Annotated in this window: 12 protein-coding genes; 7 read left to right on the forward strand and 5 right to left on the reverse strand. The window is 75.5% G+C overall.

The genetic code is table 11. The features are described from left to right. Positions 1-267 precede the first annotated feature (267 nt). On the reverse strand, positions 268-1,398 hold the full coding sequence (locus JD79_RS16710) for a hypothetical protein (RefSeq protein WP_170149245.1): 1,131 nt from the start codon (positions 1,396-1,398) through the stop codon (positions 268-270). Positions 1,399-2,124: 726 nt separating this feature from the next. Between JD79_RS16710 and JD79_RS16715 the strand changes: the two genes are divergently transcribed. After that, entirely contained in the window at positions 2,125-3,414 is a 1,290-nt protein-coding gene (locus tag JD79_RS16715) for an acyl-CoA dehydrogenase family protein (RefSeq protein ID WP_110006439.1), read from the forward strand. A 179-nt stretch (positions 3,415-3,593) separates the two neighbouring features. Here JD79_RS16715 and JD79_RS16720 read toward each other — a convergent pair whose 3' ends face one another. The 3 genes from JD79_RS16720 to JD79_RS16730 form a co-directional block, all read right to left on the reverse strand. Then, positions 3,594-4,418: an enoyl-CoA hydratase-related protein gene (locus tag JD79_RS16720; protein WP_110006440.1), complete on the reverse strand. Its 825-nt coding sequence runs from the start codon at positions 4,416-4,418 to the stop codon at positions 3,594-3,596. Further along, positions 4,415-5,131 (reverse strand): VOC family protein, encoded by a 717-nt coding sequence (locus JD79_RS16725; protein ID WP_110006441.1) that lies wholly within the window; start codon positions 5,129-5,131, stop codon positions 4,415-4,417. The genes JD79_RS16720 and JD79_RS16725 overlap by 4 nt, the downstream gene beginning before the upstream one ends. Before the next feature lie 173 nt (positions 5,132-5,304). After that, positions 5,305-7,005, reverse strand: a complete 1,701-nt coding sequence (locus JD79_RS16730) for an FAD-dependent monooxygenase (protein WP_110006442.1) — start codon at positions 7,003-7,005, stop codon at positions 5,305-5,307. Positions 7,006-7,244: 239 nt separating this feature from the next. Here JD79_RS16730 and JD79_RS16735 point away from each other — a divergent pair, with 239 nt between their 5' ends. Continuing rightward, positions 7,245-7,676, forward strand: coding sequence for a GNAT family N-acetyltransferase (locus tag JD79_RS16735; protein WP_110006443.1), 432 nt, complete (start codon positions 7,245-7,247; stop codon positions 7,674-7,676). Here the strand turns inward: JD79_RS16735 and JD79_RS16740 are convergent. Further along, on the reverse strand, positions 7,637-10,954 hold the full coding sequence (locus JD79_RS16740; protein ID WP_170149246.1) for an ATP-binding protein: 3,318 nt from the start codon (positions 10,952-10,954) through the stop codon (positions 7,637-7,639). The genes JD79_RS16735 and JD79_RS16740 overlap by 40 nt on opposite strands. A 205-nt stretch (positions 10,955-11,159) precedes the next feature. Here JD79_RS16740 and JD79_RS16745 point away from each other — a divergent pair, with 205 nt between their 5' ends. From JD79_RS16745 to JD79_RS16765, 5 genes are all read left to right on the forward strand, one after another. After that, positions 11,160-11,618 (forward strand): hypothetical protein, encoded by a 459-nt coding sequence (locus JD79_RS16745; RefSeq protein ID WP_110006445.1) that lies wholly within the window; start codon positions 11,160-11,162, stop codon positions 11,616-11,618. A gap of 9 nt (positions 11,619-11,627) precedes the next feature. Further along, a complete protein-coding gene (locus JD79_RS16750; RefSeq protein ID WP_110006446.1) occupies positions 11,628-12,185 on the forward strand; it encodes a hypothetical protein in 558 nt (185 codons plus the stop codon). A gap of 152 nt (positions 12,186-12,337) precedes the next feature. Further along, positions 12,338-12,832, forward strand: coding sequence for an SRPBCC domain-containing protein (locus JD79_RS16755; RefSeq protein ID WP_245900161.1), 495 nt, complete (start codon positions 12,338-12,340; stop codon positions 12,830-12,832). Beyond that, positions 12,829-13,308: a tryptophan-rich sensory protein gene (locus tag JD79_RS16760; RefSeq protein WP_110006448.1), complete on the forward strand. Its 480-nt coding sequence runs from the start codon at positions 12,829-12,831 to the stop codon at positions 13,306-13,308. The genes JD79_RS16755 and JD79_RS16760 overlap by 4 nt, the downstream gene beginning before the upstream one ends. A 289-nt stretch (positions 13,309-13,597) precedes the next feature. After that, positions 13,598-14,638, forward strand: coding sequence for an alcohol dehydrogenase catalytic domain-containing protein (locus JD79_RS16765; RefSeq protein WP_110007794.1), 1,041 nt, complete (start codon positions 13,598-13,600; stop codon positions 14,636-14,638). The last annotated feature ends 424 nt before the right edge of the window (positions 14,639-15,062 follow it).

A 15,062-nucleotide genomic window follows, 5' to 3' on the forward strand; every position in this document is an offset into this window, starting at 1 on the left:
CGCAGGACCGCCGGGCCTGCCCCGTCGGGGGCGGCGATCGGGGACCCGTCGGTGCCCGTCGATGCGCGGACGAGGTGCACGGTCCCCCCAGGCCATCTCGCGTCGGGATCTGCGCGCGCCAGGATCCCGACCGGGCGTCACGCGAACGTCACCGCCGCGTGACGCCGTCGCGGATCCCCGTCGCGTCAGGCGGCCCCTCGCCGGTCCCCCCGGGGGGCCCGCGGGAGCCCTGCCCGGCAGGGTGGTGGTGCCGACACGATGCCGGCCTCACGACCCTCCGGAGGGCGTGTACGTCTTGTTCCCCACGGAGTCCAGGACCTGCTGAGCCTGCCGGTCGACCAGGCCGGTGAGCAGTTGTTGACTGGCGCCGAAGAGCACGGCCCACCCGATGATCTGCGGCGTCGTGTCCAGGGCCGTGAGCCCGGGCACGAAGCCGCCCCGCATGAGCAGGAGACCCAGGACCGCGCTCAGCGCTCCGGTCGGCAGCTTCAGCACCGCCAGGGCCACGGGAACGCCGAAGGGGGTGGCCGTTCCGCGGATGTGCCGGAGCGCTATCGACCCGGTGACGCCGGCGGCCACCATGCCGATGAACATGACCAGCGGTACGTCCAGGGAGCGCACGGTCTCGCCGATGACCACGTCGACGTCGCGTCCTCGCAGGAGGTCCTGTCCCGTCGGGCACACCAGTCGCGCGTTCTCCTCGGCCCCCGGCTGCGGCTGGAAGCACAGGGCCAGGGCTCGCGGGTCCACTGCGGCGACGAGCGCGACGGCCGAGGCCAGGGCCGTCAGCCCGGCCGCGGCGCCGTAGACGATCGTGCAGAAGCTGCGGACGCGCTGCTGTTCGCGCTCGGCTGCCGAGCTGGCCGCCCGCACTGCGGCGATCAGGTTCTCCCTGTGCACCTCGGCGAGGTCGTCCCGGGGATCCCGTGCCAACTTCTCGACCCGGAGCCGTCGAGGATCGTCGCGGGGGAGGTGCCGTCGGATGTGCGCGTGCAGGCTCGGGAGCTGACCCCGGACGAACTCCAGGGGCACGCGGCGCAGGAGGTCGGCCTCGGCCGCGTCCAGGTGCGCCGCTGCCCGGGCCACCCGGGCACCGCTCGGGCGGATCCGCTTCCCGTCACGGGCGGCGCACTGGGCCTCGGCGACGTGCCATCGGATGGCGGCGTCGAGTGCCTGGTCGGCCCCGACGCCGATGTGCTCACGCTTCTCCGGCGGGAGGCGGTTGAGCCAGTTCGCCAGCGTGAGGATCTCGGCGGCACGAGCAAGGGACTCCTCCTGCCAGGCGCGGGCCGTCACGCCGGGCAGCGGCTGCGGCGGGGACTCCCGGTTGCCCGAGGGGGCGTCGCCGGCTCCGTCGGCCGCCCCCACGGTCGGCGCGTCGGCGGGGTGAGCGCCCACCCGGCGTGCCGGCTCCGGGTGCTCCTCGTGCGCCGGCCCGGGTTCCTGATCGCCCCGCGCGTGCTCGGTGGATGGCTCCACGGGTGGGTCCCCCCGTCCCGGCACGCTCTCCGGGAGGCGCCGCTGTGCCCGCCGGCGCCGAGGGGTCGGTCCGCGCGACGCGACTCCCCGGTTCGCGGATGACGGTGTTCCAGTCGGTCCACGGGAGAGCGCACCGGACTCCCCGGATGCCGGCAGCAGGGGCGCTGGCCGGCAAACACCCTGCGCCGAGCATGGCGGGCCCGCGTCACCGATCCGTCACGACGGCGTCATCCGCTCCGTCCGCCACGTCCACCCTGCCCGGGGCTGCCCGTCGTCGCGTCGGCGGTCGGGACCGCCGGCGCCGCTGTGACGGCGGAGTCCGTCAGCGCACCTCGTGCCGGTGGCCGGAGCGCGTGTCGACGTCCGCTCGGGTCGGCGGTCGTCGGCGGGTCACGATCTCCGCCCGGAGATCGCGAGCGCGGCTGCGCGGGCTCCGCTGAGGGCGGGGTCCGGGCTCGGCACCACCGCGGCCGGCGGCCGCGCCGCGTGGCCGGGTCGCTAGGGTCTCGGAGCGAGACGACGGTCACGCCGTCGTCGTCCGGCGCCACCTGCGCAGCGAGGTCCGGGCGCCCGCGCGGGAGGACCGACCGGGAGTCGCCGACGGTGAGCAGCCGGCGGCCGCGAGCAGCCAGGGAGAGGGAGACCATGCAGTTCACCGAGCAGGGCGAGGCGGCCCTGGCCGAGGTCCGGCGGTTCATGGCGGACCACGTCTACCCGAACGAGCGGGAGTACCACGAGCAGCTCGAGCAGGTGGGGCCGGCCGGCTACCCGCCGATCATGGACAAGCTCAAGGCCGCGGCGCGGGAGCGGGGACTGTGGAACCTGTTCCTGCCGCACCTCGAGCCGGACCATCCCGGCACGAAGCTGTCGAACCTGGACTACGCGCCGATCTCCGAGGAGCTCGGCAAGGTCGGCTTCGCCTCCGAGGCGCTCAACTGCAACGCGCCCGACACCGGCAACATGGAGGTCCTCAACCTCTACGGATCGGCGCAGGTCAAGCAGCGGTGGCTGCTGCCGCTGCTCGAAGGCGAGATCCGGTCGGCGTTCTGCATGACCGAGCCCGACTCGGCGTCGTCGGACGCCACCAACATCAGCCTGCGCATCGAGCGCGACGGCGACGAGTACGTGCTCAACGGTCGCAAGTGGTTCAGCTCGGGCGCGCTGGGCGAGCGCTGCCGGGTCCTGATCGTCATGGGCAAGACGGATCCGCAGGCACCACGGCACACCCAGCAGTCGATGATCGTCGTGCCGAAGGACACGCCCGGTGTCTCGTTCGGCCGCAGCCCGACGGTGTTCGGCTACGCCGACCGCGGCGGGCACCCCGAGGTCGTGTTCGAGGACGTGCGCGTCCCGGCCGACAACCTGCTCGGGCAGGAGGGCGGCGGCTTCGCGATCTCCCAGGCGCGCCTGGGGCCCGGCCGGATCCACCACTGCATGCGCTCGCTCGGCGCTGCCGAGCGCGCCCTCGGCCTCATGGTGGAGCGGGCGCTGCAGCGGGAGACGTTCGGGACGTCCGTGGCGCACAAGGGCGTCGTGCAGGACTGGATCGCCGAGTCCCGCATCGAGATCGACATGGCCCGCCGCTACGTCCTGCACACCGCGCACCTCATGGACACCGTCGGCAACAAGGCCGCCGCGACCGAGATCTCCGGCATCAAGGTCGCCGTGCCGAACATCGTGCTGAAGGTCATCGACCGCGCGATCCAGGTCCACGGCGCGGCCGGCGTCACGCAGTACACGCCGCTGGCGGAGATGTACGCCCACCAGCGCACGCTGCGCATCGCCGACGGGCCCGACGAGGTGCACAAGATGACGATCGCCCGCCGCGAGATCATGAAGCACGACCCGGACTTCCGGATGTCGGGCAGCGGCACCGCCAAGCCCTGGACGGTGACCGACCAGCGGGACGACGCGCAGGTGTTCTCCCGGCCGTAGGACGAGTCGACGGGAGTGGGTCCTGGCGTCCCTGCCGACGGCGGCCGGCCGCCGTCGGCAGGGACGCCGGCTCACCGTGTGCGCGCCCGGGCCCGCAGCGAGGACGTCAGCAGCCAGCACGTCAGGGCCGCAGCGCGGGTCCACGCTGCGGCCCCGGGGGCGCGACCCGCCGCCGTCGCCTACCCGGGACCGGCCCCGCGCGCGCCGAAGACCGGGTCGCGCTTCTCGACGAAGGCGCGTGCGGCCTCCGCGTGGTCGTCCGTGGCGAACGTCGCGAGGTGGTGCGTCACCTCGACGTCCATGTACTCCTCGAGCGGGGTGGTCAGCGCCAGCGCGACGTTCTCCTTCATCGACGCCAGCGCCGTGCGCGGCCCGTTCGCCAGCCGCCGCGCCACCGCCATCGCCTCGCCCTCGAGCGCGTCCGGCGGCACCACCGCGTTCACCAGTCCCCATCGCAGGGCGTCGTCGGCCGACAGCCGCGGCGACAGGTACAGCAGCTCCCGGGCGCGCGCCGGACCCACCAGCCGCACCAGGAACCACGCGCTGCCGTAGTCGCCGGCGAGCGCGACGCGGGCGAACGCCGTGGTGAGCACGGCGGACGACGCCGCGTAGCGCAGGTCGCACGCCAACGCGAGCGACAGACCCGCCCCCGCGGCGGCACCGGGCAGCACCGCCACGGTCGGCTTGGGCATCCGCCACAGGCGCCCGCTGGTGGCGCGCTGGCTGGCGCGCTGCCGCCGCTCCGCCGACGCCCCGGGCGCACCGGGGGAGCGCTCGGCGAAGCCCTTGACGTCGCCGCCCGCGCAGAAGGCGCCACCCGCCCCGGTCAGCACCACGGCACCGACCGCGTCGTCCGCCTCCACCCGCGCGAGCGTCGTGGCGAGGGCGGTGAGCATCTGCTCGGACAGCGCGTTGCGGCGCTCCGGGCGGTTGAGCGTGAGCACGGCGACGCCGTCCTCGACGCGGGCGAGCAGGTGGTCGGTGCCGGTCTCGATCTCGGTCACGTCTCCTCCTCCAGCGGGACGACGTCGAAGCGCACTCCGCCGACGTCGGCCGCGCGACACAACGCGCCCGGCAGCGCCAGCCGCGCCGCGGTCACGGCGGCGACGTCGCCTCCACCGGCGACGAGGGAGAGGTGCTGGCGGCCGTCGTCGAGCGGCAGGCGGCCGTCGCGGCCGGCCGCCGGGACGTCCAGCAGCGCCGCCCAGCGCCGGGCCACCTCGTCCGGGTCGGGGACCGCGACGGTGACCTCGCGCAGCCCGCCGGCGCACGTCGGGCTCCTCCCGGTCCAGGCCGGACCCGCCCACCGCCACGACCCGGCCGGGTCGACGGCGTCGAGGGCGAGGAGCACGCCTCCGGTGTCCCGCGGGTGCAGGTGCACGTCGACGACGTCGGGCAGCGCGACGCGGTGCACCTCGCGCACGGCGAGTGCCGTGAGGCGGTCGGGCGCCGTGAGCGTCGGTGGTCCGTCGACCATGAGCATGTAGCCGCCGTCGCCACCGTGGCGCGTGAGCCACCGACCGGCCGCCGTGCCGGGCGCCGAGGGCGACACGACCTCGACGAAGTCGCAGCCCGCGGCGAGGACGGCGTTGGTCAGGCCGAACCGCCCGACGTCGGGGTCGTGGTGCGGCTCAGCGGCGGCGAGGAGCTCCCGCAGCGCCTGCTCGACCGGCGCGCACTCCTGCGCGGCGAGCACGAGCTGGCGCAGGCGGGGCACGCGCCCAGTCCAGCACGCGGGGGTACGGGCGACAACGGGCGGAGGCCGGGGCTCCCCGGGCGACCGGGGTCGCCGGCGCTGCCCGGCGCGGGCGGCGACGGCCGTCGACCCGGCCGTCGACCCGGACGACGGCCGGACGACCGGACGACGGCTCCGACGACGACACGCAGGGGTCACACGAGCGCGGACGGCCTGAACATCCAGCCGAGGTGATCGAGCACGGGTCGGGCGGTGGCGGGCTGGCTGCGGAAGGCGATGTACCCGTCGGGACGCACCAGGTACAGCGATTCCGCCGTGGCGGCGTAGCGGCGGTGCGCGTCCCGGTCCGGGTCGAGGAACACGGCCACGTCGTCGAGCCCGGTGGGCCTCCGGTCCCCGGGCACGACGACACACGTGCGGACGTCGTCGCCGAGTGCGGCCCGCACCCGCCGGGCGGTCTCGGCCATCCGCCGGTATCCGGCGTCGGTGGAGGCCGGACCGTCGAACAGCAGCAGGGTGGCGTGCGGGCCCCGGAAGAGGTCGAAGAGCCGCACCGGGGCGCCGCTCCCGCCGTCGCGCCCCTCGGCGTCCGGTGCGCGGTCACCGGCGCGCGGGCCGGATCGGAACCGGACCGAGTCGACCGGACCGGCCGCCTCACCGTCGCCCAGCAGACCCACGGCGGCCCGCTCGCGGGCCAGCGAGCCGTCCCGGTAGCCCACGTCGAGCTCGGCCACGCCGTCGAGGAGCCGGTTGAGGACGACCGGCAGCCGCAGGGCCGGCACGAGGACCCGCTCCCGGAGGACGGTCATGAGGGGATGCGGGGAGAAGAAGGCGCTGTGGCCGAGGTCGCTGCTCGTGAGGACCGCGCGGGCGACCGGCATCCGCTCCTCCTCGTACGTGTCGAGGAGGGGAGAGCCCGCACGGCCACGGAGGACCGCACCGAGCTTCCACCCGAGGCCGTACGCGTCCTGGATGCCGGTGTTCATGCCCTGGCCGCCCGCCGGGCTGTGCACGTGGGCGGCATCGCCGGCCAGGAACACCCGTCCCGCGCGGTAGCGGTCGACGATGGCGACCTTCGGGCTGAAGTCCGACAGCCACGTGGCGTCGCTCAACCGCGCGTGCCCGGGGTCCCGCTCGTCGAACAGGCGCTGGAACAGCTCCAGGGACGCCGCCTCGAGGTGGCCGGAGGCGTCGGGGCGGACGCTGGCCTGCACCTGCCAGGTCCCGCTCCCGTCGAGCGGGTCGGCGGCGAGGTACCCGCCGTCGTCGAACCAGGCGAACGACGAGCCGTCGTCCGGCAGGCCCTCGATCCGGACGTCGCCGAGGACGAAGTGCTCGTCGTGGCTCCCGCCGCGCATCGGGATGCCGGTCAGTGCCCGGACCCGGCTGCTCCCGCCGTCGCAGCCGACGACGAAGGCGGCCCGGACCAGCTCGACCGCGCCGGTGGAGCCGTCAGTGACGGTGGCGGTCACGCCGTCGTCGTCCTGGTCGAGGCCGGTCAGCTCCCGCCCGAGCTCGACGGCGCCGCCCAGCGCCGACAGCCGGTCCCTCAGCACCTGCTCGGTCCGCCACTGCGGCAGGACGACCAGGTTCGGATAGGGCACGCCGGGCTGGGGTGGCCGTGCGGGGAGGTCCAGGTCCAGGGCGAGCCGTCCGCCCGAGTACAGGCGCAGGCGGTGGTGGGTCCGGCCGGCGGCGAGGACGGCCCCGGCGATCCCCAGGTCGTCGAAGACCTCGAGGGTGCGCGGTTGGAGGCCCTTGCCCCGGGATCGCGTGTGGTGCGTCGGAGCCCGGTCGACGACCCGGCAGTCGACGCCGCGGCGGAGCAGGTCGCAGCCGAGCGTGAGCCCGGTCGGTCCGGCGCCGACGACGAGGACGTCCGTGCTGGTGCCCATGGTGGTCAGCCCTCCTGGAGCCGGGACGGGGAGCGGCCGCCGAGGAACTCGCGCCCCGGGCGCCCGCCGGTGACGTGCACGCCGGTCATCGCACGTCCCTCCGTCGGGGTCGGTCGTCGGGGGGAGCGTCACCGCCGGGCCTTGACGGCCGGTTGACCCGGCGCACGGGTGCGGCGTCAAGCCGGCGTCAAGGTGTCGCGGGCACCGTCGGTCCGAGACACCCCAGCCCTGGAGGGACGATGACCCCGCGCGGTTCACCGGCCGGCATCGTCTTCCGGCGGCTCGACGCCGACCCCGAGCGGCGACGGGCCGCACGGCTGCTGCCCGACTGTGGTCTGGACGACCACGACGCGCGCTGCGTCTGGTACGGGTTGTGCGACCTGACCGCGACGACGGCCAGCGGTCTCGTCGGGGTGGCGGTGGTCCGCCCCGTGGACGCCACGACGGCCCGGTTGTGCGGTCTCGCCGTGCGGGCAGCCCAGCGGGACACCCACCTCGGACGCCGGCTGGTCTCCGAGGTCGCCGATGCACTCCGGGCGTCGGGCGTCGAGGAGCTCACCGCCCCGCCGGCCCCCGACCAGGGGGTCGCCTCGTTGCTCGCCCGGACCGGCTTCGTCCCGTGGGAGCAGGGTCAGGGCCGCGGACCGGGGTGGTCACAGCTGCCGCTGTGACCACGGGGCACCACCGCTGCGCACGTCTCGAGGGCGCGCCGCAGCAACATGACGGACCCCTGCTCGCGAGCGACGGCTACTGCCCGCCGAAGAGCGTCGCGGGCCTGCTCGGGGCGCGGTGGTGTCAGCGCGACCAGGGAGAGCGCCCGCAGGCGGTGCAGCTCGGACTCGTAGGAGAGCTCACCGGTGCGCGCGACCCGGGCCAGCGCGTCGTCGAGCAGGCGCAGGGCCTCGAGCGGCTCGTGGTTGCACAGGTGCGCCTCGGCCAGCAGGCCGAGGCCCCACCCGACCAGGTGCTGGGTGCCGCCGGCCTCGGTCCGCGCCAGGTGGCCCCGGAGGGCGGGGATCGCGGTCGCCGGGTCGCCCTCGACGGCCTGCGCCCAGCTCAGCACCACGGCGGCGTACCCGGCCGGCCAGGGCAGGTTCCAGTGCTCCACCAGCTCCAGGGTCTCGGTGGCCCACGCGCGCGCCGCCGGGGGATCGCGGCGCATCGCGGAGACGAGGGCGGCTCCGGTGAGGGTGAGGGCCTGCGCGAAGGGGGTGCCGCGGCGGGAGTCCCTCACGGCCGCCGCCAGCAGCTCGATCCCCGTGTCCGGCTCGTCGAGGGACGTGAGCACCGCGGCCAGCTGCAGCTGCAGCACGATCCTCGGTGGCAGGTGCTCGCGGCCGTCCACCGGGGCCGCCACCTGCAGGCCCTGCTCGAGGTGGTCCCTGGCGGCGGCCAGCCGGCCCTGGGACCACAGGGTGCGACCCAGCGCCAGGTGGCTCACGACGAGGGCGGCGGGGTCGTTCCTGCTCCTGGCGATGTCCAGCATGACCTCGGCCAGGGCGGCGGCGGCCGAGTGGTCGGCCCGGGCGAAGGCCACCTCGTAGAGGCTGCGGCAGGCGGCGAGCAGCGCCGATCCGTCGCCCAGCTCCTCGGCCAGCTCACGGGCCCGGCTGAAGCAGGCCCACGCGTGCTCACAGCCGCTGCCGTGCAGCTGGACGAGCAGCGTGCCGAGACGCAGCTGGACGGCCAGCTCGGAGGCGCTGCGTCCGCTGGTCGGCGTCGCGGTGGCCAGCAGGTCCAGGCTGCGGCGCAGCTGCCGCTCGGCCTCCTCGTGGGCGAAGGTGTCCAGGCACAGCTCGGCCGCGGCGACCACGTGGGGGATCGCCTGCTCGGCGCCGACCACCGGTGCGGCCAGCCACCAGTGCTGGGCCAGCTGCAGCACGTGGTCCACGCCCTCGCCGCGGTGGTCGAGCAGGGCCTGCCCCACGCGGGCGTGCAACCGGGCACGGCGTGCGCGGCTGATCTCGCCGTAGATGGCCTCGCGGATCAGCGCGTGCGCGAAGCGGAAGCGGCCGACCACCGCCGGGTCCTCCGCGACGAGGCCGGCCGACACGGTCAGCTCCACGGCGGCGAGGGCGTCGTCGTCGTCCACCCCGGTCACGGCACGGACGACGTCCAGGTCGAACTCCTGACCGGTCACCGCGGCGACCAGCAGCACGGTGCGGGTCTGGTCGGGGAGCCGGCTCAGGCGCCGGCGGAGGACGTCGCGCACACCGGCGGGGACCTGCTGGGCGACCACCGACGCCGCCTCGCTGGTGGTCCGCTGCGGCCAGCCGCTGGTGCCGAGCAGGCGGAGGACCTCGATGACGAAGAACGGGTTGCCGCCGGTGCGGTCGCTGACCAGCCGCGCCAGCTCGTCGTCCGGGTCCGTGCCGACGTGGGACGCCATGACCCGCGCCACGTCGGCGACCTCCAGGCCGGTCAGCTCCAGCCGGTCCACCGGAGCGACCCGTGCCAGCTCGGCGAGCGTGTCGGCGAGTGGTTGCCCGCCGTCGAGGTCCCGGTCCCGGTACGTCACCAGCACCACGACGGGGGCGTCGGCCAGCGTCGTGGCCAGGTGGGCCAGCAGCCGGTGGGAGGCGACGTCGGCCCACTGCAGGTCGTCGAGGACCACCAGCAGTCGACGTCCGCGGGTCAGCCGCAGGAGGGTCGCGGTGGCCGCCTGGCACAGGCGGAAGCGGGACGCCTCCGGGTCGACCACCGGTGCGACGGCCCGCGGTCCGCCGTCCGCCAGTTCCGGCAGGATGCGGGCCAGCTCGGCGGTGTCGGTGACGGTGTGGGTGTCGGTGTGGGTGTCGGTGGCGGTGTCGGGCCCGGTCGCGGGTGGTCGGCCGGTCGCGTCGCCCAGCAGGTCGCGGAGCACCTGTGTCCACGGCCAGAACGGCGGGGCGCCGGCGTCCTGGTCGCTCCGGCCCCAGGCCACCGTGACGCCGGATGCGCGGGCGCGCCGTGCCGCCTCCTCGGCGAGTCGCGTCTTGCCGATCCCGGGTTCGCCCGCGACCAGGACAAGCCGTCCCCGACCGGACGCCGTCCCGGCCAGCGCCTCGTCGACCACCCGCAGCTGTGCGTCGCGCCCGACCGGCCCGTCGGGTACCGCGGGGGCCCGCCCGGGCACGACGGTGGCGTCGGGGGGAGCCGGTGCCGCGGCGGGTGCCGGTCCCGGCCCGTGGTCGGCGGCGACCGTCCAGTCCAGGTGCGGGGCCTGGCAGAGGACGTCCCGTTCGAGGTCCCGGAGCGCCTGGCCGGGGTCCAGGCCGAGCTCCTCGCGCAACTGGACACGGAACTGCTGGTAGCTCTGCAGGGCCTCGGCCTGCCGTCCGCAGCGGTAGAGGGCGGCCATGCGCAGACCCTGGAGGCGCTCCCGGAACGGGTGCTCGCCCGTCAGCCGCTCGAGCTCGGCGACGATCCGGGCGTGCCGGCCGGTGCGGAGGTCGGCGCTCAAGCGGTCCTCCAGCGCGGTCAGCCGGAGGTCCTCCAGGCGGGTCCGCTCGGCGTGCACGAACGGCGCGTCGGCGAAGTCGGCCAGGACCGGCCCACGCCACAGCCCGAGGGCCGCCTCCAGCGTCTCCGCGGCGCGCGGTGCCTCTCCTCGCTGCAGGAGGTCGTGTCCGGTCTGTGCGAGGGCCTCGAAGCGCGCGGCGTCGAGGTCACCCGGGCCCAGCACGATGCGGTACCCCGGCGCCTGGTTCACGACCACCGTCGCAGGGGTCCCGGGCGCGCACTGAGGTTCCAGCAGCCGGCGCAGGTGCGAGACGTAGGCCTGCACCGACGCGAGCGCCTGCGGGGGCGACTGGGGGCCCCACAGCTCCTCGACCAGCCGGTCGAGGGAGACGACCCTGCCCGCGTCGAGCAACAGGATCGCCAGGACGGCGCGTTGCTTCGGCCGCCCGAGGACCAGCGGCCGCTCACCGTCGAGGACCTGCAGCGGCCCGAGGATGTCGAACTGCACCGCCCACCCGCCTCTCCGGCCGCCAGGCTCGCCGTCGGGCCATCCTGCCCCGGAACGGCCGGATCTCCGCCCCCCGGCGTCGCGCCCGCGCAGGGACCCGTCAAGGAGACGCCCACGATCCGTCAAGGGCCGGGCCCGACGGTCTCCCCGGGACGCCGGTGACCCACCGGCCCCCGCCCGGATCCCCGCTCCTCCGGAGGCCCGCATGCGTCTCGCCGTCAAGGTCCTGCTGGGGTGGTTCACCCTCTTCGGACTGGGGATCGGCCTCTGGCAGGCCGTCTTCCCGGCCTCCTTCCACGCCGACTTCCCCGGGATGGGACACCACTGGGTCAGCCCGGACGGTCCCTACAACGAGCACCTGCTCCGCGACGTCGGCCTCGGCAACCTCGCCGTCGGCACCGTCGCGCTCGTCGCCCTGCTCACCGGGGTGGTCTGGGTCGCCCGCGCCGTCGGCCTGGCCGTGGTCGTGACGAACCTGCCGCACCAGCTCTACCACCAGGCGCACGTGTCGGTGCTCCCCACCGTCACCGACCAGGTCCTGCAGTCGATCTCGCTCGCCGCGGTCAGCCTGGCCGCCGTCGCGCTGGTGGTGACGGCCTTCCGGCTGCCCACCTCGGCGGCACCGCGGTCCGGTTCCCGCGCACCCGCACCGACGCACCGCTAGGAGACCGTCATGGACGTCGCGCAGCTCCTCGCCGACTTCGGCGACTGGGCCTTCGACCGCCACGCCAACCCGCTGAGCTGGTACGTCAGGCCGCTCTTCCTGATCCCGCTGGCCTGGTTCGCCCACCGGCGCAGCGGCTGGGGCATCGTCGGCACCCTCGTCGCCCTGGCCACCAGCATCTCCTGGTTCCCGGCGCCCGCGCAGCCGGATCCGCAGATCCTGGCGTTCCTCGACTTCGAGCGGGAGTGGATCACCGGGAGCTGGGACCTCCGGAAGTCCGCGCAGGCGACGCTCGCCCCGCTGGCGCTGGCCGCCTACTGCCTGGCCTTCTGGCGGCGGTCGGTGGTCTGGGGCCTGGTCCTCCTGAACGCCATGGCCGGCGGGAAGCTGCTGTGGGGCGTCGTCGTCGGCGACGGCACCGGATGGGCGATGACCGTGCCCGGGCTCGTCGGGCTGCTGATCTGCGACGCCGCCGTCCTCTGGGGGCTGCGGCGGTCCCGGGCACGCCGGTCGCGACCGGCGGGGGAACCGTCGGCTCCGCCCGTCCTGTCGTCGAGTTCCTCCTGACCGCCCGCCGTGCCCGGATCAGCTCGACCACGCCGGCAGCACCGTCGTCGTGACCTCCGCGGCGACACGGTCCACGCCCCCCGGTGTGCCGGCACCGACCGGCCGGCCTCCGTCGCATGCCGCACCACCCCTGCCCCTCGAAGGAGAAGGCCGTGACCAAGCGACTGTCCTCGTCCGTCGACATCGGAGCTACGCCCGAGCGGGTGTGGGAGGTGCTCACCGATCTCGCCGCGTACCCGGCGTGGAACCCGTTCATCGTCCGGGCAGAGGGAGCCGTCGGCCCGGGCCGCCGGCTCACGCTGAGGATGCAGCCGGTCGGCGGCCGGGCGATGACCCTGCGCCCCCGACTGGTCGAGGTCACCGCCGACCGCGTGCTGCGCTGGCGCGGCAGGCTGGTCCTGCCCGGGCTGATGGACGCCGAGCACACCTTCGTGCTCCAGCCGCAGGCCGCGGGCACCCGGCTCGTCCAGTCGGAGACCTTCCGGGGTGTCCTCGTCCCGTTCCTCGCCTCGTCGCTGGACCGCACCACCCTGCCCGCCTTCGTGGCGATGAACGAGGCGCTCAAGCGGCGGGCGGAGGACCCGGCGCGCACCGTCCCGCGTACGGGCGCGGTCGCCGACGGCGGCACGGGGACGGGCACGGCATGAGGCGGCGGTCCGTGCTCCTTGCGAGCGCCTGCACGGGCGGGGCCGCCGTCGCGGGGAACGCGTTCATCGGGAGGCCGGCGATGGCCTGGTTCCGGGGCCTTCCCGCCCCCCGGTGGCAGCTGCCGATGCCCGCCTTCCTGGGCGTGGGTGCGGCGTACTACGGCGTCGTCGGCTACGTGCTGGCACGGAGCATCGACCGTCGCGACGCCCGGAGCACCGCGTGGAGCCTGGCGGTGCTCGTCGGCAACGAGGCCTGGAACGGGATCTTCTTCGGCCGGCGGAGCACGCGTGCCGGCTTCGTCGGCCTGTGCGCGTTCCTGGTCCCGCTCGCGGCGCTGCAGCGATCGGTCGCGGGGGATGCACGCGCGCGCAACGCCCTGGCCCCCTACACGGCCCACGTCCTCCTCTACGACCTGCCGTGGACGTACCGGCTCTGGCGACTGGACCCGGCGAGGCCCTCCGGCACCAGCGCCTGACGGGCCGTCATCTCGTGTCCGAGGAGTGACTCGGGCACCGCGACGGGGGAGCGGTCCCACCAGCGGCCCGCTCGGTGGGGGAGGGGCGTGGTGTGACCGCCTGCAGCCGGCGCCCCCGCGACCGTCACCGGCACCCCGGCCCCTGCGGAGGGTTCCACGCCGCGGCTCCTCGGCGGCCGGGTACGCGCCGAGTCCCCGGGGACGCCGCCGATCCGTCGAAGGGCGGCGGGCACCGCCCGGCCCCGGTTCCCTCGCGGGTGGGGCGGCACCGGGCTGGCAGCATGTGGCGGTGCGCGCGGTGGTCGTCGACTCGGTCCGAGCTCTGCCCCGGGTCCGGGAGGTGCCCGAGCCCACCGCCCCGCCCGGCGGGGTGGTGCTGCGGGTGACGGCCACGGGCGTGTGTCGCAGCGACTGGCACGCCTGGGTGGGGCACGACGACGAGGTGGTGTTCCCGCACGTCCCCGGCCACGAGCTCGCCGGCGTGGTGGTCGAGGTCGGTGCCGGCGTCGCCGGCTGGCGGCCCGGCGACCGGGTGACCGTGCCGTTCGTCTGCGGCTGCGGGCGCTGCGAGTGGTGCCGGGCCGGGGAGGCCCAGGTCTGCCCGGACCAGCAGCAGCCCGGCTTCACCCACTGGGGGTCCTTCGCCGAGTACGTCGCCCTCTACGCGGCCGACACCAACCTGGTGCGCATCCCGGACGCGGTGGACGACACCGCCGCGGCCGCGCTGGGGTGCCGGTTCGCCACGGCGTACCGCGCCCTGGTCGGCCGCGCGCGGGTCGCCGCGGGGGAGTGGGTCACCGTCGTGGGTGCCGGAGGGGTGGGCTTGAGCGCGGTCGTGGTTGCCGGCTCCCTGGGGGCCCGGGTGGTGGCGGTGGACCGCAACCCCCAGGCCCTCGCCGTGGCCGCCGCGCTGGGTGCCGAGCACACGGTGCACGCCGACGGCCGCGACGTCCCGGCGGCCGTCGCGGACCTGACCGGCGGCGGCAGCTCCGTCGCGGTCGACGCGGTGGGCAGCGAGCAGACCTGCGCCGACTCGATCCTGAGCCTGCGCCGGCGGGGGCGGCACGTTCAGGTCGGGTTGCTGCCCCCGGTCGACGGACACCCGCGGGTCCCGATGGCGCGGGTGATCGGCTGGGAACTCGACCTGCTGGGCAGCCACGGGATGGCCGCGGCCGACTACCCGGAGATGATGGCGCTCGTCGAGCGCGGGGTGCTGCAGCCGCAACGGCTGGTCGAGCGCACCATCGGCCTCGAGGAGGCGGCCGCCCTGCTGCCCGTGTTCGACCGCGCGACGGTCGCCGGGATGACCGTGGTCGACCCCGCCCGCTGACGCGGGCCGGGAGCCCCGGGATCGACGACCGGGTGGCCGCACACCTCGCAGCACCGTGCCGGTTCGCAGGTCCGTCTTCGCAGACCCCGGCGTGGGCCAGCCAGCCCCCGTCATCGAGCAGCGCATGGATGAGCCCGGGGCTGGGGCGTCGTCATCACTCCCCGGCCGCCCGGGACGCCGAATGACGTTGCGGTGACGGCGGGGTGACGGCGCCCACGGACCATCCCGTGGCGAACAAGCCGGTCGCCGAGAACTGGAGACAGATGTGATTGGCCCCCGAGGGATGCCCGGACGTCCAGGAGCGGGGCCGGACGCCACCCAGTCGATCCCGGGCCCGCACGGATCGACCACGTCAGCGACCCGATCTGAGCCGCGGCAGGCGGCCTTGGCCGGCCATCGTCGGTGCGGCATCCCCGTGCGGTCG

Source organism: Geodermatophilus normandii, from assembly GCF_003182485.1.
Classification (GTDB): domain Bacteria; phylum Actinomycetota; class Actinomycetes; order Mycobacteriales; family Geodermatophilaceae; genus Geodermatophilus; species Geodermatophilus normandii.

Coding starts and splice junctions, on each gene's coding strand:
- JD79_RS16735 (WP_110006443.1), top strand. CDS start 7,245: ATGACCCCGCGCGGTTCACCGGCCGGCATCGTCTTCCGGCGGCTCGAC.
- JD79_RS16750 (WP_110006446.1), top strand. CDS start 11,628: ATGGACGTCGCGCAGCTCCTCGCCGACTTCGGCGACTGGGCCTTCGAC.
- JD79_RS16715 (WP_110006439.1), top strand. CDS start 2,125: ATGCAGTTCACCGAGCAGGGCGAGGCGGCCCTGGCCGAGGTCCGGCGG.
- JD79_RS16745 (WP_110006445.1), top strand. CDS start 11,160: ATGCGTCTCGCCGTCAAGGTCCTGCTGGGGTGGTTCACCCTCTTCGGA.
- JD79_RS16730 (WP_110006442.1), bottom strand. CDS start 7,005: ATGGGCACCAGCACGGACGTCCTCGTCGTCGGCGCCGGACCGACCGGG.
- JD79_RS16760 (WP_110006448.1), top strand. CDS start 12,829: ATGAGGCGGCGGTCCGTGCTCCTTGCGAGCGCCTGCACGGGCGGGGCC.